Annotated in this window: 28 protein-coding genes; 15 read left to right on the forward strand and 13 right to left on the reverse strand. The window is 60.9% G+C overall.

Annotated elements, in window-relative coordinates; all coding sequences use genetic code 11:
- Positions 1-176: 176 nt before the first annotated feature.
- The 10 genes from ACFY9W_RS03935 to ACFY9W_RS03980 all read left to right on the forward strand — a co-directional run bounded on the left by ACFY9W_RS03935 (position 177) and on the right by ACFY9W_RS03980 (position 7,921).
- Positions 177-707 (forward strand): thiamine pyrophosphate-binding protein, encoded by a 531-nt coding sequence (locus ACFY9W_RS03935; protein WP_047602690.1) that lies wholly within the window; start codon positions 177-179, stop codon positions 705-707.
- The gene (locus ACFY9W_RS03940) at positions 695-1,291 is read left to right on the forward strand and encodes a thiamine pyrophosphate-dependent enzyme (protein ID WP_391126034.1); all 597 of its coding nucleotides are present in this window, start codon (positions 695-697) and stop codon (positions 1,289-1,291) included. The genes ACFY9W_RS03935 and ACFY9W_RS03940 overlap by 13 nt, the downstream gene beginning before the upstream one ends.
- Before the next feature lie 71 nt (positions 1,292-1,362).
- A complete protein-coding gene (locus ACFY9W_RS03945; protein WP_391126037.1) occupies positions 1,363-2,526 on the forward strand; it encodes an acyl-CoA dehydrogenase family protein in 1,164 nt (387 codons plus the stop codon).
- Between the two features lie 55 nt (positions 2,527-2,581).
- Positions 2,582-3,778: a CoA transferase gene (locus ACFY9W_RS03950; RefSeq protein WP_391126040.1), complete on the forward strand. Its 1,197-nt coding sequence runs from the start codon at positions 2,582-2,584 to the stop codon at positions 3,776-3,778.
- A 52-nt stretch (positions 3,779-3,830) separates the two neighbouring features.
- A complete protein-coding gene (locus tag ACFY9W_RS03955; protein WP_391126043.1) occupies positions 3,831-4,580 on the forward strand; it encodes an electron transfer flavoprotein subunit beta/FixA family protein in 750 nt (249 codons plus the stop codon).
- The gene (locus ACFY9W_RS03960; protein ID WP_391126046.1) at positions 4,580-5,509 is read left to right on the forward strand and encodes an FAD-binding protein; all 930 of its coding nucleotides are present in this window, start codon (positions 4,580-4,582) and stop codon (positions 5,507-5,509) included. The genes ACFY9W_RS03955 and ACFY9W_RS03960 overlap by 1 nt, the downstream gene beginning before the upstream one ends.
- Positions 5,510-5,522: 13 nt before the next feature.
- Positions 5,523-6,365 carry a MaoC family dehydratase N-terminal domain-containing protein gene (locus ACFY9W_RS03965; RefSeq protein ID WP_391126049.1) on the forward strand — a complete coding sequence of 281 codons (843 nt, stop codon included), beginning with the start codon at positions 5,523-5,525 and terminating at the stop codon, positions 6,363-6,365.
- Positions 6,362-7,177, forward strand: a complete 816-nt coding sequence (locus tag ACFY9W_RS03970) for an aldolase/citrate lyase family protein (protein ID WP_391126052.1) — start codon at positions 6,362-6,364, stop codon at positions 7,175-7,177. The genes ACFY9W_RS03965 and ACFY9W_RS03970 overlap by 4 nt, the downstream gene beginning before the upstream one ends.
- Positions 7,178-7,362: 185 nt before the next feature.
- Positions 7,363-7,581, forward strand: a complete 219-nt coding sequence (locus ACFY9W_RS03975; protein WP_391126054.1) for a TetR family transcriptional regulator — start codon at positions 7,363-7,365, stop codon at positions 7,579-7,581.
- Complete coding sequence (locus tag ACFY9W_RS03980; RefSeq protein WP_391126057.1) at positions 7,523-7,921, forward strand: hypothetical protein; 399 nt, start codon at positions 7,523-7,525, stop codon at positions 7,919-7,921. The genes ACFY9W_RS03975 and ACFY9W_RS03980 overlap by 59 nt, the downstream gene beginning before the upstream one ends.
- 48 nt (positions 7,922-7,969) lie before the next feature.
- Here the strand turns inward: ACFY9W_RS03980 and ACFY9W_RS03985 are convergent, their stop codons facing one another.
- From ACFY9W_RS03985 to ACFY9W_RS04010, 6 genes are all read right to left on the reverse strand, one after another.
- Positions 7,970-9,013 (reverse strand): NAD(P)-dependent oxidoreductase, encoded by a 1,044-nt coding sequence (locus ACFY9W_RS03985; protein WP_391126060.1) that lies wholly within the window; start codon positions 9,011-9,013, stop codon positions 7,970-7,972.
- A 12-nt stretch (positions 9,014-9,025) separates the two neighbouring features.
- Entirely contained in the window at positions 9,026-10,381 is a 1,356-nt protein-coding gene (locus ACFY9W_RS03990) for an MFS family transporter (protein WP_391126063.1), read from the reverse strand.
- A gap of 225 nt (positions 10,382-10,606) precedes the next feature.
- Complete coding sequence (locus tag ACFY9W_RS03995) at positions 10,607-11,815, reverse strand: aminotransferase class I/II-fold pyridoxal phosphate-dependent enzyme (RefSeq protein ID WP_391126066.1); 1,209 nt, start codon at positions 11,813-11,815, stop codon at positions 10,607-10,609.
- Entirely contained in the window at positions 11,812-12,441 is a 630-nt protein-coding gene (locus ACFY9W_RS04000) for an RraA family protein (protein WP_391126069.1), read from the reverse strand. Before ACFY9W_RS04000 ends, ACFY9W_RS03995 begins: the two co-directional genes overlap by 4 nt.
- Positions 12,438-13,103, reverse strand: a complete 666-nt coding sequence (locus ACFY9W_RS04005; protein ID WP_391126072.1) for an RraA family protein — start codon at positions 13,101-13,103, stop codon at positions 12,438-12,440. Before ACFY9W_RS04005 ends, ACFY9W_RS04000 begins: the two co-directional genes overlap by 4 nt.
- 1 nt (position 13,104) lies before the next feature.
- Complete coding sequence (locus ACFY9W_RS04010) at positions 13,105-13,767, reverse strand: RraA family protein (protein WP_391126075.1); 663 nt, start codon at positions 13,765-13,767, stop codon at positions 13,105-13,107.
- Positions 13,768-13,874: 107 nt separating this feature from the next.
- On the opposite strand from ACFY9W_RS04010, the gene ACFY9W_RS04015 reads away from it, so the two are divergent.
- Together ACFY9W_RS04015 and ACFY9W_RS04020 are read left to right on the forward strand one after the other, a co-directional pair.
- Positions 13,875-14,774 carry a LysR substrate-binding domain-containing protein gene (locus tag ACFY9W_RS04015; RefSeq protein ID WP_391126077.1) on the forward strand — a complete coding sequence of 300 codons (900 nt, stop codon included), beginning with the start codon at positions 13,875-13,877 and terminating at the stop codon, positions 14,772-14,774.
- 90 nt (positions 14,775-14,864) lie between these two features.
- Positions 14,865-15,674, forward strand: coding sequence for an alpha/beta fold hydrolase (locus ACFY9W_RS04020; protein WP_391126080.1), 810 nt, complete (start codon positions 14,865-14,867; stop codon positions 15,672-15,674).
- Between the two features lie 146 nt (positions 15,675-15,820).
- On the opposite strand, the gene ACFY9W_RS04025 is transcribed toward ACFY9W_RS04020, so the two are convergent.
- Positions 15,821-16,123 carry a hypothetical protein gene (locus ACFY9W_RS04025; RefSeq protein WP_391126082.1) on the reverse strand — a complete coding sequence of 101 codons (303 nt, stop codon included), beginning with the start codon at positions 16,121-16,123 and terminating at the stop codon, positions 15,821-15,823.
- Positions 16,124-16,776: 653 nt separating this feature from the next.
- Between ACFY9W_RS04025 and ACFY9W_RS04030 the strand changes: the two genes are divergently transcribed.
- A complete protein-coding gene (locus tag ACFY9W_RS04030) occupies positions 16,777-17,130 on the forward strand; it encodes a RidA family protein (protein WP_201200837.1) in 354 nt (117 codons plus the stop codon).
- A gap of 74 nt (positions 17,131-17,204) precedes the next feature.
- Here the strand turns inward: ACFY9W_RS04030 and ACFY9W_RS04035 are convergent, their stop codons facing one another.
- The 4 genes from ACFY9W_RS04035 to ACFY9W_RS04050 form a co-directional block, all read right to left on the reverse strand.
- A complete protein-coding gene (locus tag ACFY9W_RS04035) occupies positions 17,205-17,954 on the reverse strand; it encodes an ATP-binding cassette domain-containing protein (protein WP_391126150.1) in 750 nt (249 codons plus the stop codon).
- An 11-nt stretch (positions 17,955-17,965) separates the two neighbouring features.
- On the reverse strand, positions 17,966-18,625 hold the full coding sequence (locus tag ACFY9W_RS04040; protein WP_391126087.1) for an ABC transporter permease subunit: 660 nt from the start codon (positions 18,623-18,625) through the stop codon (positions 17,966-17,968).
- Positions 18,626-18,635: 10 nt separating this feature from the next.
- Complete coding sequence (locus ACFY9W_RS04045; protein WP_391126090.1) at positions 18,636-19,283, reverse strand: ABC transporter permease subunit; 648 nt, start codon at positions 19,281-19,283, stop codon at positions 18,636-18,638.
- Positions 19,284-19,347: 64 nt separating this feature from the next.
- A complete protein-coding gene (locus ACFY9W_RS04050) occupies positions 19,348-20,115 on the reverse strand; it encodes a transporter substrate-binding domain-containing protein (protein WP_391126093.1) in 768 nt (255 codons plus the stop codon).
- 307 nt (positions 20,116-20,422) lie between these two features.
- Between ACFY9W_RS04050 and ACFY9W_RS04055 the strand changes: the two genes are divergently transcribed.
- Positions 20,423-20,866 carry a winged helix-turn-helix transcriptional regulator gene (locus ACFY9W_RS04055; RefSeq protein WP_391126096.1) on the forward strand — a complete coding sequence of 148 codons (444 nt, stop codon included), beginning with the start codon at positions 20,423-20,425 and terminating at the stop codon, positions 20,864-20,866.
- Positions 20,867-21,199: 333 nt separating this feature from the next.
- On the opposite strand, the gene ACFY9W_RS04060 is transcribed toward ACFY9W_RS04055, so the two are convergent.
- Positions 21,200-24,247: an aminotransferase class III-fold pyridoxal phosphate-dependent enzyme gene (locus ACFY9W_RS04060; RefSeq protein ID WP_391126098.1), complete on the reverse strand. Its 3,048-nt coding sequence runs from the start codon at positions 24,245-24,247 to the stop codon at positions 21,200-21,202.
- A gap of 143 nt (positions 24,248-24,390) precedes the next feature.
- Here ACFY9W_RS04060 and ACFY9W_RS04065 point away from each other — a divergent pair, with 143 nt between their 5' ends.
- Positions 24,391-24,831 (forward strand): winged helix-turn-helix transcriptional regulator, encoded by a 441-nt coding sequence (locus ACFY9W_RS04065; RefSeq protein WP_391126100.1) that lies wholly within the window; start codon positions 24,391-24,393, stop codon positions 24,829-24,831.
- Between the two features lie 111 nt (positions 24,832-24,942).
- Here ACFY9W_RS04065 and dksA read toward each other — a convergent pair whose 3' ends face one another.
- A complete protein-coding gene (dksA, locus tag ACFY9W_RS04070; RefSeq protein WP_391126103.1) occupies positions 24,943-25,347 on the reverse strand; it encodes an RNA polymerase-binding protein DksA in 405 nt (134 codons plus the stop codon).
- Positions 25,348-25,357 lie beyond the last annotated feature (10 nt).

The raw sequence follows: 25,357 nt of genomic DNA on the forward strand, positions 1-25,357 counted from the left end.
TGCGCGAGCCATGCCTGGCTCCACGCGGCAGCCGGTCGCACAGAACGTCGACCCGCCATTCCATGGGCCAACCTATGCCGGCCCGGCATATCTCAAAGAAAAAAACGGTAGTCGTCCTGCACCGCAACTCCCCCCATCATGTGGAAAACAAAAGCAGTACTGCCGGGAGATACCCCATGTCATCGCAAGAAGCTGAACAGAACTGGCAAGAGGACGTGTTCCGTGTCCTCAAGGCCCACGACGTCAAGCACGTCGTGTTCGTCCCGGATGCCGGCCACTCGGCAGCCATCCGCATGTCCTACGCCGACCCCGATATCAAGGCCGTGGTACTCACCACCGAAGAAGAAGGCATCGGCTACCTGGCCGGCGCATGGCTGGGCGGTGAACGGGGCGCCTTGCTCATGCAATCGAGCGGCGTCGGCAACTGCATCAACACCCTCGCCCTGCAGAACTGCGCCGGCTTCCCGCTGCTGATGGTGGTGACCATGCGCGGCGACTGGGCCGAGTTCAATGCCTGGCAGAACCCCATGGGCCAGGCCACCGAAGCCTCGCTGAACCTGATGAAGGTGATGACTTGGCGCGCTGACAAGCCTGAGGATGTGGCGCCCCTGCTCCATGGTGCCGCCACCATGGCCTTCAATGGCGATGCCGCCACTGCCCTGCTGCTCGGCCAGCGCCTGATCGGAGAAAAGAAATGGGTCAAGTAAGCGCCAACCACGTGCTTTGCCGCCGTGAAGTCGTCCGTACCTTGCTTGCCGACCGCAACGATGTGCTCGTGGTCACCGGCCTGGGTTCGGCCTCCTATGATGTGATGGCCGCAGGCGATCACGACAACAACTACTACCTGTGGGCCGCCATGGGCAGCGCCATCACCGTGGGCCTGGGCCTGGCCAATGCGCAGCCGGACAAAAGCGTGGTGGTGGTCACCGGTGACGGCGAGCTGCTGATGGGCTTTGGCGCCCTGGCCACGGTTGCCCTGCAGCAGCCCAAGAACCTGACCATCGTGGTACTGGATAACGGCCACTTCGGTGAGACCGGCATGCAGGTCAGCCACGCCGGGTTCGGCATCCAGCTGGACCGGGTCGCCGATACCTGTGGTTTTTCCTGGACTGAGGAAGTCCGTGAAATGGACGGTGTGCATGCCTTGCGCGAGCGTTTCGCCACCCGTGATGGCGTGAAGCTGGCGACGGTGAAGATCAAGGCCGAGAACCCGCCCCGCGTACTGCCACCACGCGATGGTTATTACATCAAGAACCGCTTCCGCGCTGCCCTGGGCTTGCAGCCCATCTGACCGTGTCAAAGGGCCGGCCGGTGGCCGAACCACGATGACGCTGCCGGCCCGGCCCACCCTGGAGAATGATGATGAACGACAACAACAACGAAGAACTCAACGCCATTCGTGAGGGTGTGCGTGCCCTGTGTGGCGACTTCCCCGCCGAGTACTGGCGCAAGATCGACGAGGAAAAGGGCTTCCCTGAAGCCTTCGTCAAGGCCATGACCGACGAGGGTTGGCTGTCGGCGATGATTCCCGAGGAGTTCGGCGGTTCCGGCCTGGGCCTGGCCGAGGCTTCGGTAATTCTTGAAGAGGTCAATGCCTGCGGCGGCAACTCCGGCACCATCCACGGCCAGATGTACAACATGTTCACCTTGTTGCGTAACGGCAGCGAAGAGCAGAAGCGCTACTACCTGCCCAAGCTGGCCAGTGGCGAACTGCGCCTGCAATCGATGGCCGTGACCGAGCCGTCTACCGGCACCGACACCACCAAGATCAAGACCACAGCCGTTCGCCAGGGCGACAAGTATGTGGTCAATGGCCAGAAGGTGTGGATCTCGCGTGTGCAGCACTCCGACCTGATGATCCTGCTGGCACGCACTACCCCGCTCGCCGAGGTGACGAAAAAGGTCGATGGCATGTCGATCTTCCTGGTCGACCTGCGCGAGGCTATCGGCAACGGCCTGACCGTGCAGCCGATCGCCAACCTGGTGAACCACGAGACCAACGAGCTGTTCTTCGACAACCTGGTAATCCCGGCCAGTAGCCTGATTGGTGAAGAAGGTAAAGGCTTCCGCTATATCCTCGACGGCCTTAACGCAGAGCGTACCCTGATTGCCGCCGAGTGCATCGGCGATGGCCGCTGGTTTGTCGAAAAAGCCAGCCAGTACGCCCGTGACCGCGAGGTGTTCGGCCGGCCGATCGGCAAGAACCAGGGTGTGCAGTTCCCCATCGCCGAGGCCCACATCGAGATCGAAGCCGCCGACCTGATGCGCTGGCGCGCCTGCGCCGAATACGACAGCGGGCGCAACGCCGGGGCGGCCGCCAACATGGCCAAGTACCTGGCCGCCAAGGCCAGCTGGGAGGCGGCCAACGCCTGCCTGCAGACCCACGGCGGCTTCGGCTTTGCCAATGAATACGACGTCGAACGCAAGTTCCGCGAAACCCGCCTGTACCAGGTTGCCCCTATCTCGACCAACCTGATCCTGTCCTACGTGGCCGAACACCTGCTTGAACTGCCGCGCTCGTTCTGATCCGCACCGCCCCCGTGACCCACGGGGGCCTGCCATAACAAGAGAGACAACCAGCATGAGCCAGCCCATCCGCCCCCTTGACGGCATTACCGTCATCAGCCTCGAACACGCGATCGCGGCGCCCTTCTGCACCCGCCAGCTGGCCGACCTGGGCGCCCGGGTCATCAAGGTAGAGCGCCCCGGCAGTGGCGACTTCGCCCGGGGCTACGACCAGCGGGTCAACGGCCTGGCCTCGCATTTCGTGTGGACCAACCGATCTAAAGAAAGCCTCGCCCTGGACCTCAAGCAGGAAATTGCCGGCGATATTCTTGACCAACTTCTAGAGCAGGCCGATGTGTTGGTGCAGAACCTGGCACCGGGTGCGGCCGCCCGCCTGGGGTTGAGCTTCGAGGCGCTGCACGCGCGATTCCCACGGCTGATCGTCTGCGATATCTCCGGTTACGGCGCGGGCGGCCCCTATGAACAGAAAAAAGCCTACGACCTGTTGATTCAGAGCGAAGGCGGCTTCCTGTCGGTGACCGGCGGGCCGGGGGAAGACGGCATGGCCAAGGCCGGCAACTCGATTGCCGATATCGCCGCTGGCATGTATGCCTATACCGGTATCCTTTCGGCGGTCCTGCTGCGGGAAAAGACCGGCATCGGCAGCCAGGTCGAAGTGTCCATGCTCGAGGCCTTGGTGGAGTGGATGAACTACCCGCTGTACTACGCCTACGAGGGTGCCGCACCACCGCCACGTGCCGGCGCGGCGCACGCCACCATTTATCCGTACGGCCCCTTCCCGGTGGGCGACGGCAGTACCGTGATGCTTGGCCTGCAGAACGAGCGCGAATGGCAGCTGTTCTGCGAACACGTGCTACAGCAGCCGGCACTGGCCGATGACGAGCGCTTCAGTGCCAACTTCAAGCGCGTATCCAATCGCGATGCGCTGCGCGGGCTGATCGTCGAGGCCTTTGCTGCGCTGGACTTCGGCACGGTAATCGGGCGCCTCGATGGGGCCAGTATCGCCAATGCCAAGGTCAATGACATGCAGGGTGTCTGGGCCCACCCGCAACTGCAGGCCCGCGACCGCTGGCGGCGGATCGACACCGCCGCCGGGTCAGTACCCAGCCTGTTGCCACCGGCCACCAGCAACGCCTATGCACCGCGCATGGGCCCGGTCCCCGCGCTGGGCCAGCACAGTGAAAGCATCCTTGCGGAGCTCGGCCTGCCCCATGAACGTATTCAGCAACTGCGCGCTTCAGGGGCCATCTGACCCCTCTTTTTCGCGCCTGTTGCCATCGCTTGAACACAGAGTATCCCTGCCTATGAAAGTGCTCGCCGCAATCAAACGAGTGGTCGACTACAACGTCAAGGTTCGCGTCAAGGCGGACAACTCCGGCGTCGACCTTGCCAACGTCAAGATGTCCATGAACCCCTTCTGCGAAATCGCCGTGGAAGAGGCTGTCCGCCTGAAGGAAAAGGGCGTTGCGACCGAAATCGTCGTCGTTTCCGTTGGCCCGGCCACTGCCCAGGAGCAACTGCGTACTGCCCTGGCCCTGGGTGCCGACCGCGCCATCCTGGTAGAAGCCGCTGACGAACTGAACTCCCTGGCCGTGGCCAAGGCGCTGAAAGCCGTTGTCGACAAGGAGCAGCCGCAGCTGGTCATCCTCGGCAAGCAGGCCATCGACAGCGACAATAACCAGACCGGCCAGATGCTGGCCGCGCTGACCGGCTACGCGCAAGGCACCTTCGCCTCCAAAGTCATCGTGGCTGGCGACAAGCTGAATGTGACCCGTGAGATCGATGGCGGCCTGCAGACCGTATCGCTGAACCTGCCAGCCATCGTCACCACCGACCTGCGCCTGAACGAGCCGCGCTATGCGTCGCTGCCGAACATCATGAAGGCCAAGAAGAAGCCGCTGGAGACCGTTACCCCAGACGCGCTGGGCGTTTCCCTCGCCTCCACCAACAAGACCCTGAAGGTTGAAGCCCCGGCTGCCCGCAGCGCCGGCATCAAGGTCAAATCGGTGGCCGAACTGGTCGAAAAGCTCAAGAACGAAGCGAAGGTGATCTGATGAGCATTCTGGTAGTCGCTGAACACGATAATCGCACCCTCGCCGCCCATACCCTGCACACGCTGGCCGCCGCTCGGCAGATCGGCGCTGACATTGTTGTGCTCGTAGCCGGGCAGGACGTGGCCGGTGTGGCGCTCGCCGCCGCGCAGTGCGCCGGGGTGACCAAAGTGCTGCTGGCAGACGATGCTGCATACGCCTATCAGCTTGCGGAAAACGTGGCGCCCTTGGTGGCCAACCTGGGCCGCGATTTCAGCCACGTGCTGGCCCCAGCCACCAGCAACGGCAAGAACCTCCTGCCACGGGTAGCTGCGCTGCTGGATGTCGACCAGATCTCAGAGATCATTGCGGTCGAGTCCGCGGACACCTTCAAGCGCCCTATCTACGCCGGTAACGCCATTGCCACCGTCCAATCCAGCGCTGCGGTAAAAGTCATCACCGTGCGCTCCACCGGTTTTGAGGCGGTACCGGCAGAAGGCGGCAGCGCGCCGATCGAGGCGCTGGCTGGCGCTGCAGATGCAGGCCTGTCGGCATTTGTCGGCGAAGAACTGGCCACGTCCGACCGCCCCGAACTGACCGCCGCCAGGATCGTGGTGTCGGGCGGGCGCGGCATGGGCAACGGTGACAACTTCAGCCACCTGTATGGCCTGGCCGACAAGCTCGGCGCTGCGGTTGGGGCCTCACGCGCAGCGGTAGACGCAGGCTTCGTGCCCAACGACATGCAGGTCGGCCAGACCGGCAAGATCGTAGCGCCGCAGTTGTACATCGCCGTGGGTATCTCCGGCGCTATCCAGCACCTGGCCGGCATGAAGGACTCCAAGGTCATTGTCGCGATCAACAAGGATGAAGAAGCACCTATCTTCCAGGTAGCTGATTACGGTTTGGTCGGCGACCTGTTCGAGATCGTACCGGAACTGACTTCGACGCTGTAAAGGACAATAAAAAATGAGCACACCTGCACCCCAAGCATGGATTGGCCGTAGCGAGACGGTCCATGACTGCATCAGCCATAACCTGGTCAAGCGTATTGCTGCCACTTTCAGCGAGCCCGCACCCGCACCTGGTGATGCCCTGCCCGCACTCTGGCACTGGGCGTTCTTCCAGGAACCTGTGGAAGCGGCCGGCCTGGGTGGCGACGGCCATCCGGCGCGGGGCGGTTTTCTGCCCCCGGCCGACAACCGCAACCGCATGTGGGCCGGCGGGCGCCTGGCGTTCATCCGCCCGCTGCGGGTCGATGCTCAGGTGTCACGCCGCTCGACCATCCTCAATGTCGAGGAAAAGCACGGGCGCACTGGCTCACTGATGTTCGTCACCGTGCAGCATGAGTATGTGCAGGACGGGCAGCAGGCACTGATCGAAGAGCAGGACATCGTCTATCGGGAGCCTTCGCCACCCAAGCTGGGCGGCACCGAGCCGATGCCCCACGGCGATTGGAACGAAAGCGTGCAGCCCGACCCGACGCTGCTTTTTCGCTACTCGGCGGTGACCTTCAACGGCCATCGCATCCACTACGACTGGCCATACGTCACCGAAACCGAAGGCTACCCGGGGCTGGTGGTCCACGGCCCGCTGATCGCCACCCTGAACCTGCGCGCATTCGTGCGCGCCAACCCGCAACTCAGCGTGCGCCGCTTCAGCTATCGTGGTGTGCGCCCGCTGATCTGCCCGGATGCCTTCCAGGTCGGCGGGCGGTTGACCGGCGACGGCAAGGCGCAGGTCTGGGCGGGTAATCAGGCTGGCCAGGCGCAGGTTGGCGAAATCGAATTCGCCCAGGAGGTACGCCCATGAGCGCCGAAACCGTACGCAGCGCGCTGTTCGTGCCGGCTACCCGCCCAGAGCGCATACCAAAGGCCTTGGCCAGTGGCGCAGATCGAGTCATCGTTGACCTTGAGGATGCCGTTGAAGAGGCGCTGAAGGAACAGGCGCGCGACAACCTCGAGCAGTTTCTGAGCGATCAGCCCCAGGCCCGAGTGCTTGTGCGCGTCAACGCGCCCGGCCACTGGGCCCATGAGGCAGACCTGGCGCTGTGTCAGCGCCACGCTGGAGTGGTTGGCATCCTGCTGCCCAAGGCGGAAACCGTCGGCCAGATCGAACGTGCCCATGCCACCGGCAAAGCGGTGTGGCCGATCATTGAGAGTGCCAAGGGGCTGGCCGCCCTGCCCCTCCTGGCGGCAGCAACAGGCGTCGACCGGCTGTCGTTCGGCAGCCTGGACCTGGGGCTGGACCTCGGGCTGAACACCGGCAGTTCCGCTGCCGGGCAGGTACTGGACCATGCCCGCTATGCGGTGCTGCTGCACAGCCGTGTCGCCGGGCTTGCCGCGCCGCTGGACGGCGTGTTCCCTGCCATTCAGGACACCGACGGACTTCAGCGCCAGGTGCGTTTCGCCCGGGATATGGGCTTTGCCGGCGCTCTGTGCATCCATCCAGGCCAGGTCAACGTGATTCACGCCGCGCTCAAGCCCTCGGCTGCCGAGCTGGACTGGGCGCAGCGGGTAGTTGAACACGCTGAAACCGGCGCCGGCGTGTTCACCCTCGATGGCCAGATGGTCGACGCCCCCGTGATCCTTCGCGCCCGGGCCATGCTGCTCCAGGCCGGCTGAAGCCCCTCGTTATCGCTCCCGGCACCGCACGCCACCTCTGTTCTGACGCGCAGCGGTGCGCGGTACCGGGGGCACCTACCCAGAGAGGTGCCCCATGTATCTGCTCACTGGCACCCACCGGCCCCGGCGACACTGTAAACGCCTGCTCTGCCGGGTGCTGCGCGCACTTTCGAGGTTGCCGGCCTATGCTTGAAGCCGCCCGTCCCTGCCCCTCCTCCCTGACCCAGGCTGCGACCGAACTGATGGTCGAGATTGGCTATACCGCCATGACCATGAGAAAGCTGGCCCTGCGCGTCGGCATTCTCCCAGGCAGCCTTTACCACCACGTCGATTGCAAACAGGACTGTGCTGCTCGACATCATCGAACGCCGCAAGCAGGCCTGGGAAAACGCCGCCCAACCTGAAGATCTGCAAGGTTATGTGCGGTTTGCACTGGCGCGGCAAGTGGCCCTTCCCCAGGAGGAGATGGTCCTTCGTCACGAAACCAGGCACCTGGACGACCGCCACCGGCTCTGGCTGGAGCGGGCAATGGGGCAACTGGCCGAGCCACTCCGCCAGATTATCGACCGGGGTTGTGCTATCGGTCGGTTCCGCGTGAGCGACCCAGCCCGGGCTGCCGCTGCTGTCCTGGCGATCATCGAGAGCGCCAACAGCCTGCGGGTTGGCAATGCGGCCTTCGATGAAAGGTGGATCGAGCAGCACATCTTGCGGGTATGCAATGCCTCGCTGCAGCCCGAACAATGACCAGAGCTCTGGCGGAACAGCACCCGCCAGAGCACGCTGCAAACGGTGCTAGGTAGCGCGATGGTCCCTGGCCTGCAACCGTTGCCGGAACGCGTCAAATGCCTGCGGATTGACCATCCGTGGCCCCGGCTCGCCGCGCAGCACCTGCAGAATCTGCTCGGCCGCCCACGCGCCCATGCGCTCGCGGGCCTCGCGCGTAACGCCTGCGGTGTGGTAAAGGCCGACCACGTTTTCAAGGCCAAGCAGAGGGTGATCCAACGCAGGTGGCTCCTGCTCCCAAACGTCGATGCCCGCAGCGCCAAGATGGCCACAGGCCAACGCGCCATGGAGAGCGGCCTCGTCATGCACGCCGCCACGTGCGGTATTGATGAATACAGCCCCTTTGCGCATCGCCGCGAAAGCCGACGCGTTCATGAGGTTCAAGGTCGAAGCCTGGCGCGGGCAATGCAGCGAGACTACATCACTGCAATGCAACAGGCTTTGCAACGTGCAACCGGTAGCGCCCCGTTGACCGATCTGTTCCGCGCTCAGCAGGGGATCATGGGCCAGCACCTGCATGCCCAGGGCCTGGGCTATACGTGCGACACGTGTACCAATCTCACCGATACCGATCAGGCCCAAGCTTTTGCCGCACAATTCGCTACCCATCAGGTCTTCGCGAGAAAACCCGCGATCCCGGCGCAGGCGCCGGTCCGATTCACTGATCCGCCGGGCGCAATCTAGCATCAACCCCACCGTGGCCTCGGCCACCGATTGGGCGTTGGCGCCCGATTGGTTCACGACCAGGACACCGGCCCGGGTGCAGGCCTCGACATCCACTGTGTCGAAGCCTGCACCATTGGTCGAGACACACAGCAGGTCAGGCAACTGGCGGAGCAGCGCCTCGGTGACACACCACTGACTCGGGAGCTCGTCCCGCGCCGAGGGCACCTGGTACACCTGGCAGTTGCGCAGCGCCTGCAGGATGACGGCAGGCGGCTGGTCACGGGCGACGGTTTGCAGCACGACATCGGGCGATGCTTCGAAGATCCGGGCCATCACCGGGTGATACCAGACGTCGAAACGCACGATCTTCTTCCTTTCAGTAGTCATGCTCGCCGTGCCTCAATGGCTGGGGTGGGTAGGCAGGGATTTGCGCCCCATGAACTTGCGAACGCCGATGTTCTCTTCGACCTTGCCGTCGCCATCGAGATAACCGTGTTTGCCAAGGTCTGGCATCAGCAGGGCCGACACCAGGGTGATGGCGCCGATGACCGCCACGTATAGGTAGAAGTACTGCTCCATTCCCACAGAGCGGAAGGACAGCGCCACATACTCGGCCGAACCGCCGAACATCGCGGCCCCAACGGCGTAAGGCAGGCCCACGCCCAGTGCGCGCACGGTCGGCGGATAGAAGTCGGCCTTGAGCACACCGGTGACCGGTGTATAGAAGGCTGCAATCAGCAGCCCGGCGAGCACCAGCCCAAAGGCTGCGAGCGGGTCCTGCACGGTCTTGATCGCGGACAGCAACGGGATGACCAGGAAGGTGGACAACACGCCGAACAGGATCATGTTGCGGCGCACGCCGATTTTGTCGGCGAGCATGCCGAACAGCGGTTGCGCCAGCATGAAGACCACCAGTGCACACGCCATGATGATGCTCACCGTGGGTGCCGGGATGCCGACACTCACTACCAGGAACTTCTGCATGTAAGCGGTAAAGGTATAGAAGTACAGCGAGCAGCCAATGGTGATGGTGAAAGTGAGCAGCACCGCACGACGATGTTGCATCAGGCCCCGGAGCGAGCCGGATTCCTTGCTCTTCATGCCTTCTTCAGTGGCTGTCTCGCGCATGGTACGGCGCAGGATCACCACCACGATCGAAGCCAGCGCGCCAATCAGGAACGGTACCCGCCAGCCCCAGGCCTTGAGGTCCTGCTCCGACAGCACCATTTGCAGCACCGCAACCGTCAGCAGCGCCAGCAGTTGCCCGGCAATGATCGTCATGTACTGGAACGAGCCGTAGAACGATCGCCGCCCGGCGCGGGATACCTCACTGATGTAGGTGGCGCCGGTGCCGTACTCGGCGCCTACCGACAACCCTTGCATCAGCCGTGCGATCACCAGCAGAACCGGCGCTGCGACACCCACCGTGGCATAAGTGGGCATCACCGCGATCATCAACGAGCCACCGCACATCATGAACACCGAGATGATCATCGAGATCTTGCGCCCACGGGTATCGGCGATATAGCCGAAAATCCAGCCGCCCAGCGGGCGCATGAAGAAGCCGACAGCAAAGATACCGGCCGTGGCCAGCAGTTGGCTGGTCTGGTCGCCAGCGGGGAAGAACAGTGATGCGAAGTAGATCGACGTGTAGGCGTAGATGAAGAAGTCGTACCATTCCACCAGGTTGCCGGAACACACACCCACAATTGCGGTGGTGCGCTCTTTGCGCGTCAACGGACGTGCCGTGCTCATGTCTGCATTCATGATTGCTTACCCTTGTTGTTATTGTTTTGCCAACTCGGGTACAGCTTTGCATAGCGTCGTTTTGGGGGAAGAGGCGCTACAGGTCTAACAGCTATGCCTGGCAGGCATGGCCGTCCAAGCCGGGGTTTCGGGTCGTTTGCCCTGCACATAGCGACAGACTTCTTCTGCAACCCGGCTCAGGCAGCCTTTTAAAAACCGCTGCGAGCTATCCAGCTATCGTGCGTCCTCGCAGAAGCGGTGGATGGCCTGGCACGCCGCACGCAGCGAGTCATCATCGAGCGCGTAAGCAATGCGCAGGTAGCCAGAAAGACCAAAAGCACTGCCCTGAACGACTGCAACGTTGGCCTCCTCAAGCAAGGCCAGGGCCACTGCCTCATCATTGACCAACTCACAACCAGCGGGAGAACGTTTGCCGATCAACCCTGAACAGTCGGCGAAAGCGTAGAAAGCCCCACCTGGAATTTCGCAGCTGATGCCCGGCGCCTGGTTGAGCAACTCGACCATGAAATCGCGACGCCGCTGGAAGACTTCGCGGCTATGGGCAATGAAGGCTTTCGGGCCGTCAAGGGCAGCAATTGCTGCGTGCTGCGAGATAGAACAAGCGCCTGAAGTCTGCTGCCCCTGAAGCTTCTCCATCGCCTGGAGCAGCCAGCGCGGACCGGTTGCAAACCCGATCCGCCAACCCGTCATGGCATAGGCCTTCGACACCCCGTTCATGGTCAACGTCCGATCAGCCAGACGTGGTTCAACCTGGGCAAGCGTGAGGAAGTCACGGCCGTCGAATATCAGGTGCTCATAGATGTCGTCAGCCAGAATCAGCACCTGCGGATGGGCCAGCAACACCTCGGCCAGCGCTTGCAGTTCGTCACGGTCGTACACGGCGCCCGTGGGGTTGGACGGCGAATTCAGGATCAGCCAGCGGGTGTTCGGGCCGATGGCTTCGGCCAGTGCTTGCGGGGTCAGCTTGAAGCTCGATTCGGCGCCGCAAGCGACAATGCGCGACTCGCCACCACACAGCTCAACCATTTCTGGATAGCTGACCCAGTACGGCGCGGGGATCACAACTTCGTCGCCTTCGTTGAGGGTTGCAGCCAGGGCATTGAAGATGACTTGCTTGCCGCCGCTACAAACCAGCGTGTCCTGCCAGCTGACGTCGAGACCATTTTCACGCTGGTATTTGCGCGCGATGGCTTCCCGCAATGCACGAAGGCCGGCCACCTGGGTGTAGCGAGTGTGGCCATTGTTGATTGCACTGATGGCTGCGGTACGGATGTGCTCCGGCGTATCGAAGTCAGGCTCACCCGCGCAAAGCGAAATGATCTTCGCCCCTTCTGCGCGTCGCGCAGCCACGCGGTCGATGATCTTGTAGGTTGCCGAAGGCTTGGCAGCCTCCAGGCGACGGTTCAGCGTTTCCAGGCTCACACGTGTTCCTCCGGGTGAGTAAGGCCCATCAGGTCCATGGTGGTGTGACCCTCGCGCAGCTTGGCCATGAACGCTGCTTCTTTGTCCGCACGTTTCTGGCCTTCGCGTAACGTGCGCTCGACTGCATCCGCCGGGATTATGATCACACCGTCTTCGTCAGCGACAACCAGATCGCCGGCGCTGACTTGTGCGCCGCTGAAGTCGAACGGTTTACCTACTGAAGGCGTAGTCGCCTTGACGGTGCCTTTAACCGAGATACCCCGCGCAAACACCGGGAAGCCATGCGCTTCAAGCGCGGCGATGTCGCGTACGCCGCCATTGATTACCAAACCAACAATGCCTGCGGCTTGTGCCGCAACCGTGAGCACCTCACCCCAGTAGCCAGCAATGAAGTCGGCGCAATCACAGATCAGCACGCTACCGCGCGGTGCTTTGGCCACGGCCAGGTGCAGGCCCAGGTTGTCACCAGGCGAACACTGCAGCGGGTAAGCGGGTGCGGCAATGAAGGCGCCCTTCCAGACAGCGCGAATCTCGCGGTCGACTGCAGACGGCAGCCCGGAGGCCTCATAGAGGGTGGAGCTGCCGAGGACCTTTACAATGTTCTGATAATCGTGTGGAAGGCTCATGGCTGTTTGCTCTGCAGGGAGTGGTAACCGAGGGTGGCTCGAGCTTCTTTGAGGCGCTTGCCAGTGGCGATCTGTTCGCGAATCTGTGCTTCGACATGTTCGATACGACGTGCCGTTTCAGCGACCTCCTGCGCACGATTGCGCGGGACGATGACGACACCGTTGGCGTCAGCGACAACGATGTCGCGGGCGCAAACCCGAGCTTGGCCAACCGACACAGGCTGGTTTACAGCCACGACTTCCACGCGGTCCTTGCCGGTACGCATGAACCGGCCTTTGCTGAACAGCGGGTAACCTTCGCCCAGCGCCTTGTTCACATCGCGGCAGACACCGTCAATGACCGTGCCGGCAATACCCCGGGCCAGTGCGTACTGGGTCATGATGTCGCCCCACACCGTGCAATCGGTACGGCCGTCATTGGCGATGACCACCACGTCGCCTGGTGCTACCTCATCAATGAAGTCTCCGACTGTGCCGGGCGGTGTGCTCGCACTGACGTACTGAACCGTGAAGGCAGGGCCGACCACGACCTGGCTGTAGTTGGCCAATGCCGCGATACCGAAGGCCTGGCCTGGAAGGCCCAGTTTATCCATCGCGTCGGACACACCCGGGGTATCCAGGCCTTCGAACAAGGCAACCAGGTCTTTATCAGAAAGGCTCATATCAGTGCTCCACCTTGATGGCTTCGAATTGCGTGTCGTGCATGACTTCTTCCACCGAGCGACCGGCGCGTACAGCGTCGACCATGCCGGCTTGTCTCCGGTCAATACGCTCGGCCAGATTCAGCACTTTCTCGATGGCATTGGCCGGTACGAAAACGGTGCCGCATTCATCGGCGATCACATAGTCGCCCTCATCAACTTCAACACCCGCCATGCGAACTTTGACGGCCGCGTCGAGCTGAATGAGCCTGTTGCGCGCACTGATCATGGTCACGCCCCGCCCGAAGACCGGGTAACCGATATCCCCGCTGCCGCGGATGTCGCGGCTGAAGCCATCAATGATCGACCCGCGGATGCCTTTGCGCTGGGCCGCGTTGGCCAGGATGTCGCCCCAGCTGGAGATACCGTCCACGCCACCTGCGATCACCAGCACGCGGTCATCGGTGGTGACTTGTTCTACGACCGGGCTAATAAGGTGAACCGTGGGCGCCACGTCCTGCTTGGGCCCCAATTGCACGGTGCTGGCCCGGCCGACAATTTTGGGGCAGTTCCACAGCGGCATCAGGCCGTTAGTGGCGCCAGGCAGTTCGAGGAAGTCCAGCGCGTCCGACACTGTGTTGGTATCGAGCGCAGCCAGGCGTTCAAGCGGGGCTTTCAAGCTCATCTGTTGCAGGCCTCTTGTTGGTGAGGCTTGAGTATCGGCGCCGAGGTTTGATACGTATATTACGAAGAAGCTAAGCTTGTTATATCCAAAACCTATGGAAAAGCACCGTGATCAACTTTCGCTTGATACGCCACCTGTGGCTGTTCCTGGCTGTGGCAGAAGACCAGAATTTCAGTCGTGCGGCCAAGCGGCTGGGTATGTCGCAACCGCCGTTGACCGAGCAGATCCAGGCGCTCGAACAGTCCCTTCGCGTTCAACTGTTTACCCGTTCGCGCCGCGGTGCACAGCTGACTGCCGCCGGCGCCGCGATTCTTCCTGCGGTCCGGAAATTCGCTGATCAACTGGAGCGACTCGAGTTGGCGGTTCACGAAGCCGTCGCAGGCCATGCCGGCGTGGTGACCATCGGCGCGATTACCTCGGCCATGATCGACGTGCTCCCCCCATTGATCGAGCGTTTCAAGCAGAACCATCCGTTGATCACGGTATCGGTTCGAGAGATCGATAGTGCAGAAGCCATACCCGCGCTGGAGGCAGGTGATATCGACATTGCTTTCGCACGCCTGGAAGGGAATCTCGGTCGACATATTCAATCCTTGCCGTTGTCCGAAGACAGGCTGGCTGTCGCGCTTCCCAAAGACCACCCTTTGGCTGCCAAGGATTCGATCTCCCTGCAATCTCTCGCGGACGAAACCCTGGTCATGGCTTCACGGGACGTGAGCCCTGTGTACTTCGACTACCTGGTTGGGCAGTGCAAAGCCAGCGGCTTCGCTCCGCGCATCGTCCACCAGGTGCGGTCCGTATCGTCACAAGTCGCCTTTGTCAGTTGCGGTCAGGGCATCGCATTGGTGCCGACGTCCATGGATAAACTTGCGCCGGAGAACGTCGTCATACGCCCTTTGCACCCCGAAGTAAAAGTGGTGATCACAGCCGTGGCCTGGCATGGCGAGCACAAGAACCCATTGGTGGAGGCAATGATCGACCATGCAAGGCAAGATTTGCTGTCATAGGCCGGGCGTATCACAGGGTTCGTGGCTTCGTATTTTACAAATCATTTGGCGCGTTCAACATTGGGGGCTCTGTTATAGGAGTTTCCATCCGTGTCCCATGCAGCTCGCTTCACGTACGAGAAAGTCCCACTGAACATCGAGGGTGTGCAGCTCGATCTGGCGGTGATACACCGCAGCGGGCCGAAAACGCCCATCCTGTTCCTCCACGGTTTCGGTTCCACCAAAGAGGACTATGCCGATATCACGCTGCAAGCGTCTTTCGAAGGACACCCCTTCATAGCCTACGATGCGCCAGGCTGCGGTGAAACGGAGTGCGCCGACCTCTCGCGCATCAACATCCCATTCCTGGTGAAAACCGCCCACGCCGTGCTCAAACACTTCGAAATCGACAGGTTCCACCTGGTAGGCCATTCCATGGGGGGACTGACCGGCTTGGTATTGGCTCATGAAGCGCCTGATCGCATTCAGAGTTTTGTTGATATTGAAGGCAACATTGCACCTGAAGATTGCTTCCTCAGCCGACAGATCCACGATCATGATCGTGATGACGACGCGGGCTTCTTCCGTGATTTTATCAATCGCACCCGGCTGGCTTCGGATCCTGCAAGTGCACTCTATGCCGCCAGCCTCGCGCATAAAGTACGGACCGCCGCGGTGCGTGGCATTTTCGAATCGATGGTGGACTTGTCCGACAATGCTCAGTTGATGGAAAAGTTCCTCGCTCTACCCTTCCCGCGCCAATACATGTATGGGGTAACCAACTCACACCTCTCCTACCTCGGCCATATCGCTGCACAAGGCGTGGAACTGGCGTGCATCCCTGATTGCGGTCACTTCCCGATGTATTCGAATCCCGCCTTGATGTGGAAGCACATCAAGGCTTTGCAAGACCGCGCCTGAGCTGATCCTATCTTTACCACGCGGCTGAGTCGGCCGCGTGAAGCTCGCACTACCCCAGTAAAAATAACAATGAGGTTGCGCCATGCTCGAAGCCATCAATGGTTTTCTTTCGGGAAAGCTGCTTATCGTGAATCGCCCCGGGTTCCTTAGACACCTCCAAGCCTCACAATCAACCGCCGAAGACTGGAAGCCAGCGTCTGCGCGTCCGATTGGTACCTAGCGTTCCACTGCAAGAGCCAATCACGAGGAGACCCGGCCTCCTCCCACTCGGCTAACGCGAGGGCATTAACGATTTCCATCTCAAACCACAGAACCTGCCACTCGGCAGCATCTGAAACCAAAGCTTGATCCTGCCAAGCAAATTCAGTCAGCGCTACGAAGCGAGACCAGGATGCCAGATCCTGGGGTGCGCCAGTGACCATAGACCACAGCTCCGACGCGGTGAGCATGATGCCTTCCTTTAGCAAATGGATTTCTGAGCATTCTGCCAGAGCGGTTCGCAAATAGTACTTGAAGCCCCGAGCCTGAGCCGCCCACTGAACCGCGATCGCCTTTCGAAGTCGAAACCTTCACGCTATAACTGGACGCAGCCGCGACATTGTTGACCAGATTGACCACGCGGGCATGGGAAAAGAGAAAGCGGCAGCGCCAACGCTCGTGCGTAATTGAAAGAGGTTGAATGCAATGGCAAACCAGATTGCAGAGCTGGACGCGCACTTTGAACTGCTTGCACACATAGCCGACGAGCTTGAGCAGCAGGTTGGGCCTTGCCCAACAACTCGCCCTCTATTGATCGCGTGGCTAATGGGGTGGATTCGAAGTACTGATGCTCTGGACGAAATACGGCGTGAGTTGCCTCGCCTGCCCCAGATTCTGAAATCGGCGTACCGCGAGTACGCTCAACGAGGTGGCGGTCAGTAAGGTGCCACCACGATCACTCCCCATCACGGAATACAGCGCCCGGGGCCTCACGCAACACGTTGTTTCGCCAGCATTAATAGCCAAAAGTCGCTGCTCATTCAGCTAATTCAACTAGCCATCCCTCGATACACTTTCGGGCTTCGCACTCATTACCACAACAACCACAAGGTAACCCGCAACCATGGCTATTCAGCGTCTGCACAGCAACAAGCGCCTGAGCAACACCGTGATCCACAACGGTGTGGTTTATCTGGCCGGCCAGCTGGCCAACAACCACGAAGCCGATATCCGCACGCAAACCGCCGAAACCCTGGCCAACATCGATGCACTGCTGGCTGAAGCCGGCAGCGACAAGTCGAAGATCCTTTCGGTGACCATCTACCTCAAGGACATCATCAACGATTTCGCCGGGCTCAACGAAGTCTGGGAGGCCTGGGTGGCAGAAGGTCATGCCCCTGCACGTGCCTGCGTCGAAGCGGCCATGTTCAAGCCAAGCCTGCTGGTGGAAATGTCCGTGGTAGCTGTGCAGGGCTGACAGCCTGGGCACCTGAAAAACAAAGCCGCAGCCCTTTCAACGAAGGGCTGCGGCTTGTTGGTATTGCCTGCAGATCAGCGGTCGTGCAGGTGCTTCTTCAAAAATGCCCGGGTGCGCTCCTGTACGGGATTGCTCAGTATTTCACTCGGTGCACCCTGCTCTACCACCACCCCACCATCCATGAACACGATCTGGTCGGCCACCTCGCCGGCAAAACGCATCTCGTGGGTGACGATCAGCATGGTCATGTGCTCGGCGGCCAATTGCTTCATGACCAGGTTCACTTCTTCGACCAGCTCAGGGTCCAGCGCCGAGGTTGCTTCATCAAACAGCATGACCTTGGGTTGCATGGCCAGTGCCCGGGCAATCGCAACGCGCTGCTTCTGCCCGCCAGACAAGCGCGACGGGTACTCGTCGATCTTGTTACCCAATCCGACCTTTTGCAGGTATTCCAGGGCCAGCTCCCTGGCCGCACTTTTCGAATAACCTTTGAGCTTGGTCGGCCCTATCGCGATGTTTTCACAGACGGTGAGGTGCGGGAACAGGTTGAAATGCTGGAACACCATGCCCATCTGCTGGCGCACCCGGTTGATATGCTGCTCGAAAGCACGGCCATGCAAGGGCCGGTTGACCTGGTCGCCATCAAGCCAGACTTCACCGCCATTAAGCACTTCCAGATGATTGATCGAGCGCAGCAGGGTGCTTTTGCCCGAGCCGCTGGGGCCGATGATGGCGAAGATCTGCCCACGCGACACCGACAGGTCGATACCCTTGAGTACCTCGAGCGAACCATAGGCTTTACGGGCGCCCTTCACTACTACCATAGCGTTGTTGTTCATCGTGACATCTCGACCTTTGCTTCAATAAGATGCAGCCCTGCCTCAAGCACCAGGTTGGCCACGTAGTAGATCACCGCAACGGCAATGTAGAACTCGAACGGGCTGTATGTTTCGCTGACCGCCAGTTGGGCGCTATAGACGAGTTCGGCAATACCGATGATCGATACCAGCGACGTGTCCTTCAGCAAGACGATGAGGTTGTTGCCCAACGGCGCAATGGTCTTTCTCAGTGCCTGCGGCACAATGATGTAGCGCTGGGTCATGGCCCGGCTCAGGCCAATCGAGCGCGCGCCTTCTATCTGGCCAGGGTCGACCGCTTCGATCCCGGACTTGATCACGTCGGCGTTGTACACCGCGAAATGCAGGCTTAACCCGATAATACCCGCAGCCAGGGCCGGAATATCGATACCCACCTGCACCAGGCCGTAATAGATCAGGTACAGCTGCAGCAACAGCGGCGTGCCCATCAACAGCCAGGTAACGAAGCGCACGGGCAATGCCATGCCCCTGGGTGCATACAGGTCAGTCAGGGCAAACAGCACGCCCACGACCAGGCTGATGACGCTGGAGCAAACAAACATGACCACCGTCCACCACAGCCCGGTCGCCAGCATTTCAGTGTAAGGCGTGATGACACTCAGGTTTAATCCATCCATTGGCAAGCCCTTACTTGGTCGCGTAGCGCCGGTCCAGTACCTCGACCAGGTACTTGACCGAATAGACCATGACGATATAAAGCAGCGCCGACACCATGAAGATCTCGAACGGCTTGTAGGTCGAACTGATAAAGCGTTGCGCGGTGTAGGTCAGCTCAACCACGGAGATGGCCGATACCAGGGCTGAGCCTTTTATCAAACCAATGGCATTGACGCCCAACGGCCTGATCATGAGTTTCAATGCCTGGGGAATGATGATGTACAGCAAAGTCTGGCTGCGGCTGAAGCCAATCGAACGGGCACCTTCAACTTGGCCAGGGTCGACGTTATTGATAGCGCCACGAATGGATTCAGACATATACGCCGCGATATTCATGCCCAAACCGATTACCGCCGCAGAAAATGGCTCCAGTTCAATTCCTATTTGTGGGCCACCAAAATAGATGATGAACAACTGCACCAGGCAGGGTGTGCCGCGAAAGACGCTGACATAGAGTTTGGCGACCCAACGCAAGACCGCCACTGGCGATAACCTGAGTGCAACCAGGAGGATTGCCAAGACCAGGCCAAGCGCCAAGGACAGCAACGAGATCTGCACCGTGACCCAGGCGGCCTCGAAGAAAAACGGGTAGGTACGATGGATTAAAGACAAGTCCATAAAAGCCACTCACAAAATCTGCCACCCCGGCCCAACCCAACGGTCGGGCCATTACAGGTAGATATCAGCGAATATCGCTACCCACCCATTTCATCGAGATTTCTTTGTAAGTGCCATCGGCGAGGATGTCGTCCAGCGCCTTCTGCAACTGGGCCTTGAGTTCCGGGTTGTTTCTACGGATGGCAATGCCCAGGCCCTCGCGACCGCCCTGATCGTCTGGCAAACTGATAATCCGCACTTTCTGCCCAGTCTCTTTCACGGCAACCATGACCGGTATGCTGTCCATGACCACTGCATCGATGCGCCCGGCATCAAGGTCCACCAGCATTTCCGGCAAGCCCTTGTAAGTGCGCACTTTCAAGTTGCCGCGCGCGCGTGCCCATTTGTCATGCGAGTCGCCCAGGGTGACGCCAACCGTGACATCCTTGAGGTCTTCCAGCCCCTTGATCGGCGAATCGTCCTTTACGCCGATGGTACGGCCGGCATGGTAATAAGGCCCGACAAAGTCAACCGCTTTCAGGCGTTCGGGGGTGATGGTCATCGAGGCAATCACAGCGTCGTACTTCTTGGCCAGCAGCCCGGCGATAATGCCGTCGAACGGTGTAGTGATGATCTTGATCTTTACGCCCAGGCGTTGGGCAAGTGCCTCGCCTATGGAGGCGTCGAAACCGACAATTTCATTTTTTTCATTGGCGAAGCTGAACGGGGAATACTGCCCGCTCATTGCCACGCGCAGTACCTTCGACTCTTGAATGGCCTGCAGGTCATCGGCTTGCACTGCACCATGGGCGAACAGTGCAACCGCCGCTACAGCGGTGGAAGCCAATAGCATTCTGGTTTTTCTTGCCAGCATCGAGGCACTCCTTGGAAGTTTGTATTTCTTATTGTCCTGGGCGCCAAGGCCCCAACCTTCAACGAAAGCTTTGCATACTGAAACCTTGAAAGCACCCTGCAATGTGCGTGTTCGACGGGCACATTGCCGGAACCGACCGACATAATGTCGGTGCTACTTCGTGCCTTGCAAAAACTCAAGTAGTGTCTTGCCATGCACTACCAAGTAGCAAGTATTCAGCTGGTTTGCACCTGCACTGTGCGGGGCTGGCCGGCCCTTTACCGGTGATCGGCCAGGAGTGTCAGCATTGCGCGAACTAGACGTCAAGGATCGGGAAATTCTCGAGATACTTTCCAAGGAAGCACGTGTCGCGCTCAAGGCACTTGCAGCAAGAATCGGCCTGTCCAGAAGTGCCACCAGCGAGCGGGTGTTAAATCTTGAGCGCAGCGGGGTGATTCGGGGATACCGTGCCGATATTGGTGAGATCGATGCCAATGTCATACGGGCGATCATCCTGGTATCACTCAAGCGCACACCGGCGCTCGGGCTGCTGGACCTGCTGGCGCAGAACGCCCAGGTGAAAAGGGTTTCGTCGGTCAGCGGGCAACTGGACCTGGTGATCGAGGTTGAAGCGCGGACAATTGATGATTTGAACCGGGTGCGTGATGGGGTGGCGTGCCATGATTCGGTGGACGACATCACTACTGCAGTGGTGTTGCGGCGTGATATTGACCGGCAGAAGGCCTTGTGATGACCATTTGGTAGTACGGGCCCGCTGCGCAGGCCATCGCCGGCAAGCCAGCTCCCATAGAACTGCGCATCACTTACTGATTTAGCAGGGACCCTGTGGGAGCGGGCGTGCCCGCGAAGAATCCAACGCGGTGCATGGCACCGGCTGCGCCGGTGTTCGCGGGCTCGCCCGCTCCCACAGGTACGCGGTGTGCCCGGCATCAGTTCTCTGCGCGACAGCGCAGCCCAATGGGCTGGGCAATCTCCCACAAGTACTGTATGGCTCTTGAGGCCAACGCGGTCCATGTGGGAGCTGGCTTGCCGGCGATGAGGCCCGTTCAGGCAGCAGCAGCGGTTACTTCAGTGCCGCAGTAAAGCTGTCCTTCAGCACCTCCAACAGGAAATCGGCATTGGCGCGGCTGAAGATCATCGAAGGACGCATTTTCAACACGTTGTCATGCGGGCCTTCGGTACCGATCAACACGCCGCGCTCCCTGGCGCCATCCGCCACCTGCCTGGCCAAGGCCGTGGCCGGGGCCTTCGATTTGCGGTCGGTGACCAGCACGATACCGAGGAACAGGCCCAGCCCGCGCACATCACCAATCACCTCGAACTGCTGCTGAAGCCTACGGAAACCTTCAAGCAGGTAGTTGCCGACGGACAAGGCATTTGCCTTCAACTGATCGCGCTCGATGGCATCGAGTACCGCCAGGCCCACCGCGCACGACACCGGGTTGCCGGCAAAGGTGTTGAAGTACTCCATGCCGTTGTTGAACGCATCGGCAACCTCACGCGTGGTCACCACCGCCGACATCGGGTGGCCGTTGCCGATCGGTTTGCCCATGGTGACCGCATCCGGCACCACGCCTTGCGTCTCGAACGCCCACCAATGGCTACCCACACGGCCAAACCCGACCTGCACCTCATCGGCCAGGCACAGCCCGCCCTCGGCACGCACCATGGCGTACACCTCCTTGAGGTAGTGCTCGGGCAGGAACACCTGCCCCGCCACGCTGGGGATCGACTCTGCGAGGAAGAACCCGGGGCGCTTGCCGGCCTTGCGCATGGCCTGCAGCTGCTCGGCCACCGATTCGGCAAAGCGCTTGCCGTGCTCCTCCAATGGCCAGTGCTCGGGGGCGTAGTAGCTTTCCGGGACCACGGCCTCGTAAACGTGCGCCGCCCTTCCCTTGCCGGCTTTGCGCTTGTACTTGTAAGGGCTCAGGTCGATCAGTTCTTGCGTGGTGCCGTGATAGGCCCAGTCCAGTACGATTGCCTGGTCACTGCCGGTGTAGTTGCGCGCCATGCGCAACATCAGGCTGTTGGCTTCGCTGCCCGAACAGCCGAACGAGGCTACGCAAAGGCCCTCGGGCAGCGTGCCGGTCAGCCGCTCGGCGTACTCGACGATGTTGTCGTGCAGGTAGCGGGTGTTGGTGTTGAGCAGTGCCGCCTGGCGGGTCAGGGCTTCGACCACGTCGGGGTGGCCATGGCCCAGGTGGCAGACGTTGTTGAAGCAGTCCAGGTAGGCCCGCCCGAAGTTATCGATCAGCCACACGCCATCACCGCGCACGAACTTTATCGGGTCGGAGTAGGAAATGGACAGGTTCGGTAGCAGCAGCTCCTTGCGCCTGGCAATGATCTGCGCCTTGGTCATGCCCTGCTGCTGGTAGGTTTCCGGTGGGATACCGGCCAGGGCCGAGGCATCCGGGAACAGGTCCGCCCACACTTCGCGGTACTCGGGCTCACCCACGCCAATCACTTCGCTGGCGGCCAGCCGGGTATCGGTAGTCATCTGCAGGTGCAGGTGTGGAATCCAGCCACCGTTTTCGTGGTCTGCGCCCATGTAGCCGACCAGGTCGCCGGCTTCGAGGTGGTCACCCACCCGCAGGCGGCCGAGTGCCTCGTGGGCCATGTGCCCCCACAGGGTCAGGAATGGCGGGCAACCTGGCGGGGCGTGCTCGATCATCACCAGGCCACCGTAACCCAGCGGGTCGGGTTCTACCTCGACACTTTTCACGGTACCCGCGACCGGTGCGTACAACGGCGTGCCTGCTGGCATTACCAGGTCGACCCCCACGTGCAGCGTACGCCGCTGCCCCTTGATGAAACGCGATTCAAAGGCGCTGTCGGTATAGATGGTGCGCAACTCTCCCCATGGCCCGATGGCCAGCGGCACGTTGTGCGCAGCAGAGAACGCGTCCCACCAGCGGGTTGCATCGGCAGGGCGCTGCTGGGCCGAGGCAATGGTCATTTCGTGGCTGGCGTCGCCAAACGGCGCGATCACTTTGTTCAGGATGGCTGCGGACGGGCGCACCAGGTCGGCAAAGGTTTTCTGGTTGGCGGCAATCCAGCGGCGGATATCCCCGGCACCTTCGATGGCGTCGAAACCACAGGCCTTGCGCAAAATGCCGGTAGCCAGCCGGGGGTTCATCGAGTCCAGTTGCTCCAGCAGGCGCCAGGCAGGCGCCTCACTGATTGCCAGGTAGGGGTTGTCATCGGTCTGCGCCTGCCGGGAAGCAGAGAACGTGACGCTGATGACCAGCCGCATGGCGATCAGGTCGAACAGCACATCAAGCTCTTGTGCCTGCAGCGGGTACTTCTCATGGAAACCGGCAACCAGCGCGGCCGCCGCGCCGATCGGGTCGTCCATGTCGAGGATGGCGTACGCACTGGCAATTGCCACTTCGGCAATCAGCACGGTGTGCACGGCATCGCCGAAGTCGATGAAGCCTGTCACATTGGTGGTGGTTTCGGCATCGACCAGGATGTTCCAGTCGTTGGCATCGTTGTGGATCACCTGTGCCCGAAGCGAGGCCAGCCTGGGCTGTACCGTCTGTTCGAAGCGGGTGATAAAGCGCTCGGCAATGGCCCGGCGTTCGGCGCTGTTGATGAAGTGCAGCCGCGAACGCGAGCGCGCCGCATGGCGCAGGTCCCAGTCCAGTTCACGCACGGCGCCCGGGTGCATGAAACCCTGCAGGGCACGGTCCAGCTCACCCAGCGCCCGGCCGAAGTTGCCCATCAATGCCATGCTGCGCCTGGCCTCTGCCAGCGGAGTGCCCGGCAACCAGCTGACCAGGCGCACGGCGTGGTTTTCACCGCAGGCAGCGGCCACCGACGGCAAAAAGTCGCCAGCCACACTGGCCCGCAAGTGCGGCACGCCCAGGTGGGCGCCATGCACTGCCAGGTGACCGAGCAGCGCGGTTTGGAACTCGCTTTCTACCCTGGGCTCACTGGCATTGACGATTTTCAGGATCCAGCCTGCATCCACGCCGGTCTGCAAGCGGTAGTTGCGGTCACGCTCTCCGTCCAGGGGCGTTGCCGTGCCGGTGACATTGAACAAGTCTTTTGCAAGGCCCTCGGCATCACTTGCCGAGAACCGAGGTGCCGGGTGGGAAAGGTCTGTCATATCATCACGTTCCGAGCGAGCAAATTGTTTTTTCAATAGCTTGTCATGCACTGCCGAAACCGACACCCTGCATACGGTCGGGATCAACAGGCATTATGCCGGTTCAGGCCGGCATAAAGACGGCGAGCTCATTAGGTGGTGCAATGCGTGACCTGGACGCAAAAGATCGTGAGATTCTTGAAGTACTTTCGAAGGACGCGCGCATTGCGCTGAAGGCGTTAGCCGGCCGCATCGGCCTGTCCAGAAGCGCCACCACCGAGCGGGTAGCCAGCCTTGAGCGCAGCGGGATCATTCGCGGTTACCGCGCCGATATTGGCGAAATAGACGCCAACGTGATCCGCGCGATCCTGCTGGTAACGTTGCAGCGCACGCCGGCCATGGGGCTGCTTGACCAACTGGCAACGGATGCGCGCGTGCGGCGGGTGTCGTCGGTGAGCGGGCAACTGGACCTGGTAGTTGAAGTCGAAACCCGCACCATCGACGACCTCAATCAGGTGCGCGACAACGTGGCACGCCATGAATCGGTGGATGACATCACTACCTCGGTGGTGTTGCGACGCGACATCGACCGCCAGGGTGCGTGACTCCTGCAGGCTCCGTGTCGCCTGATTCGCGGGCGCGCCCGCTCCCACAGGTACTGTGCTGGCTTCGAGTTGACAGCATACCTGTGGGAGCAACTGTCTTATTCAAAATCTTCAACCTTCGCGAATATGCCGCTCCCGGCGCTCCTGACGCTCTTTCGCTTCGATGCACAACGTCGCCGTCGGGCGCAGCAGCAACCGCTTCAGCCCGATGGGTTCGCCGGTATCCTTGCACCACCCGTACTCACCGCGGGCAATCCGCTCCAGTGCTTCATCGATCTTGTCCAGCAGCTTCTTCTCCCGCTCCAGCAGGCGCAGCTGCCATTGCCGATGCTCCTCGACCGTGCCCAGGTCCGAAGGGTCGCTGCTGGGCTCGAAAATGCGCATGAGCTCGAACTCACTGGAAATCCGTGCTTGCAACTCGGTACGTTGCAAAAGCAGCAGGTCGCGGAAAAAGCCCAGCTGTGAGGCATCCATGTAGGCCGCTTCCGGCATACAGAGCAGTTCCTGGTCAGTCATTGCAGTCATC

Origin of the sequence: Pseudomonas sp. NPDC008258 (assembly GCF_042956345.1) — a bacterium.
Taxonomy (GTDB): Bacteria; Pseudomonadota; Gammaproteobacteria; order Pseudomonadales; family Pseudomonadaceae; genus Aquipseudomonas.

Bases quoted from the DNA above. Each gene is read 5' to 3' on its own strand.
- ACFY9W_RS03935 (WP_047602690.1), top strand. From the start codon at position 177: ATGTCATCGCAAGAAGCTGAACAGAACTGGCAAGAGGACGTGTTCCGT.
- ACFY9W_RS03940 (WP_391126034.1), top strand. From the start codon at position 695: ATGGGTCAAGTAAGCGCCAACCACGTGCTTTGCCGCCGTGAAGTCGTC.
- ACFY9W_RS03945 (WP_391126037.1), top strand. From the start codon at position 1,363: ATGAACGACAACAACAACGAAGAACTCAACGCCATTCGTGAGGGTGTG.
- ACFY9W_RS03950 (WP_391126040.1), top strand. From the start codon at position 2,582: ATGAGCCAGCCCATCCGCCCCCTTGACGGCATTACCGTCATCAGCCTC.
- ACFY9W_RS03955 (WP_391126043.1), top strand. From the start codon at position 3,831: ATGAAAGTGCTCGCCGCAATCAAACGAGTGGTCGACTACAACGTCAAG.
- ACFY9W_RS03960 (WP_391126046.1), top strand. From the start codon at position 4,580: ATGAGCATTCTGGTAGTCGCTGAACACGATAATCGCACCCTCGCCGCC.
- ACFY9W_RS03965 (WP_391126049.1), top strand. From the start codon at position 5,523: ATGAGCACACCTGCACCCCAAGCATGGATTGGCCGTAGCGAGACGGTC.
- ACFY9W_RS03970 (WP_391126052.1), top strand. From the start codon at position 6,362: ATGAGCGCCGAAACCGTACGCAGCGCGCTGTTCGTGCCGGCTACCCGC.
- ACFY9W_RS03975 (WP_391126054.1), top strand. From the start codon at position 7,363: ATGCTTGAAGCCGCCCGTCCCTGCCCCTCCTCCCTGACCCAGGCTGCG.
- ACFY9W_RS03985 (WP_391126060.1), bottom strand. From the start codon at position 9,013: ATGACTACTGAAAGGAAGAAGATCGTGCGTTTCGACGTCTGGTATCAC.
- ACFY9W_RS03990 (WP_391126063.1), bottom strand. From the start codon at position 10,381: ATGAGCACGGCACGTCCGTTGACGCGCAAAGAGCGCACCACCGCAATT.
- ACFY9W_RS04000 (WP_391126069.1), bottom strand. From the start codon at position 12,441: ATGAGCCTTCCACACGATTATCAGAACATTGTAAAGGTCCTCGGCAGC.
- ACFY9W_RS04005 (WP_391126072.1), bottom strand. From the start codon at position 13,103: ATGAGCCTTTCTGATAAAGACCTGGTTGCCTTGTTCGAAGGCCTGGAT.
- ACFY9W_RS04010 (WP_391126075.1), bottom strand. From the start codon at position 13,767: ATGAGCTTGAAAGCCCCGCTTGAACGCCTGGCTGCGCTCGATACCAAC.
- ACFY9W_RS04025 (WP_391126082.1), bottom strand. From the start codon at position 16,123: ATGCTCACCGCGTCGGAGCTGTGGTCTATGGTCACTGGCGCACCCCAG.
- ACFY9W_RS04030 (WP_201200837.1), top strand. From the start codon at position 16,777: ATGGCTATTCAGCGTCTGCACAGCAACAAGCGCCTGAGCAACACCGTG.
- ACFY9W_RS04035 (WP_391126150.1), bottom strand. From the start codon at position 17,954: ATGGTAGTAGTGAAGGGCGCCCGTAAAGCCTATGGTTCGCTCGAGGTA.
- ACFY9W_RS04040 (WP_391126087.1), bottom strand. From the start codon at position 18,625: ATGGATGGATTAAACCTGAGTGTCATCACGCCTTACACTGAAATGCTG.
- ACFY9W_RS04045 (WP_391126090.1), bottom strand. From the start codon at position 19,283: ATGGACTTGTCTTTAATCCATCGTACCTACCCGTTTTTCTTCGAGGCC.
- ACFY9W_RS04050 (WP_391126093.1), bottom strand. From the start codon at position 20,115: ATGCTATTGGCTTCCACCGCTGTAGCGGCGGTTGCACTGTTCGCCCAT.
- ACFY9W_RS04060 (WP_391126098.1), bottom strand. From the start codon at position 24,247: ATGACAGACCTTTCCCACCCGGCACCTCGGTTCTCGGCAAGTGATGCC.
- ACFY9W_RS04065 (WP_391126100.1), top strand. From the start codon at position 24,391: ATGCGTGACCTGGACGCAAAAGATCGTGAGATTCTTGAAGTACTTTCG.
- dksA (WP_391126103.1), bottom strand. From the start codon at position 25,347: ATGACTGACCAGGAACTGCTCTGTATGCCGGAAGCGGCCTACATGGAT.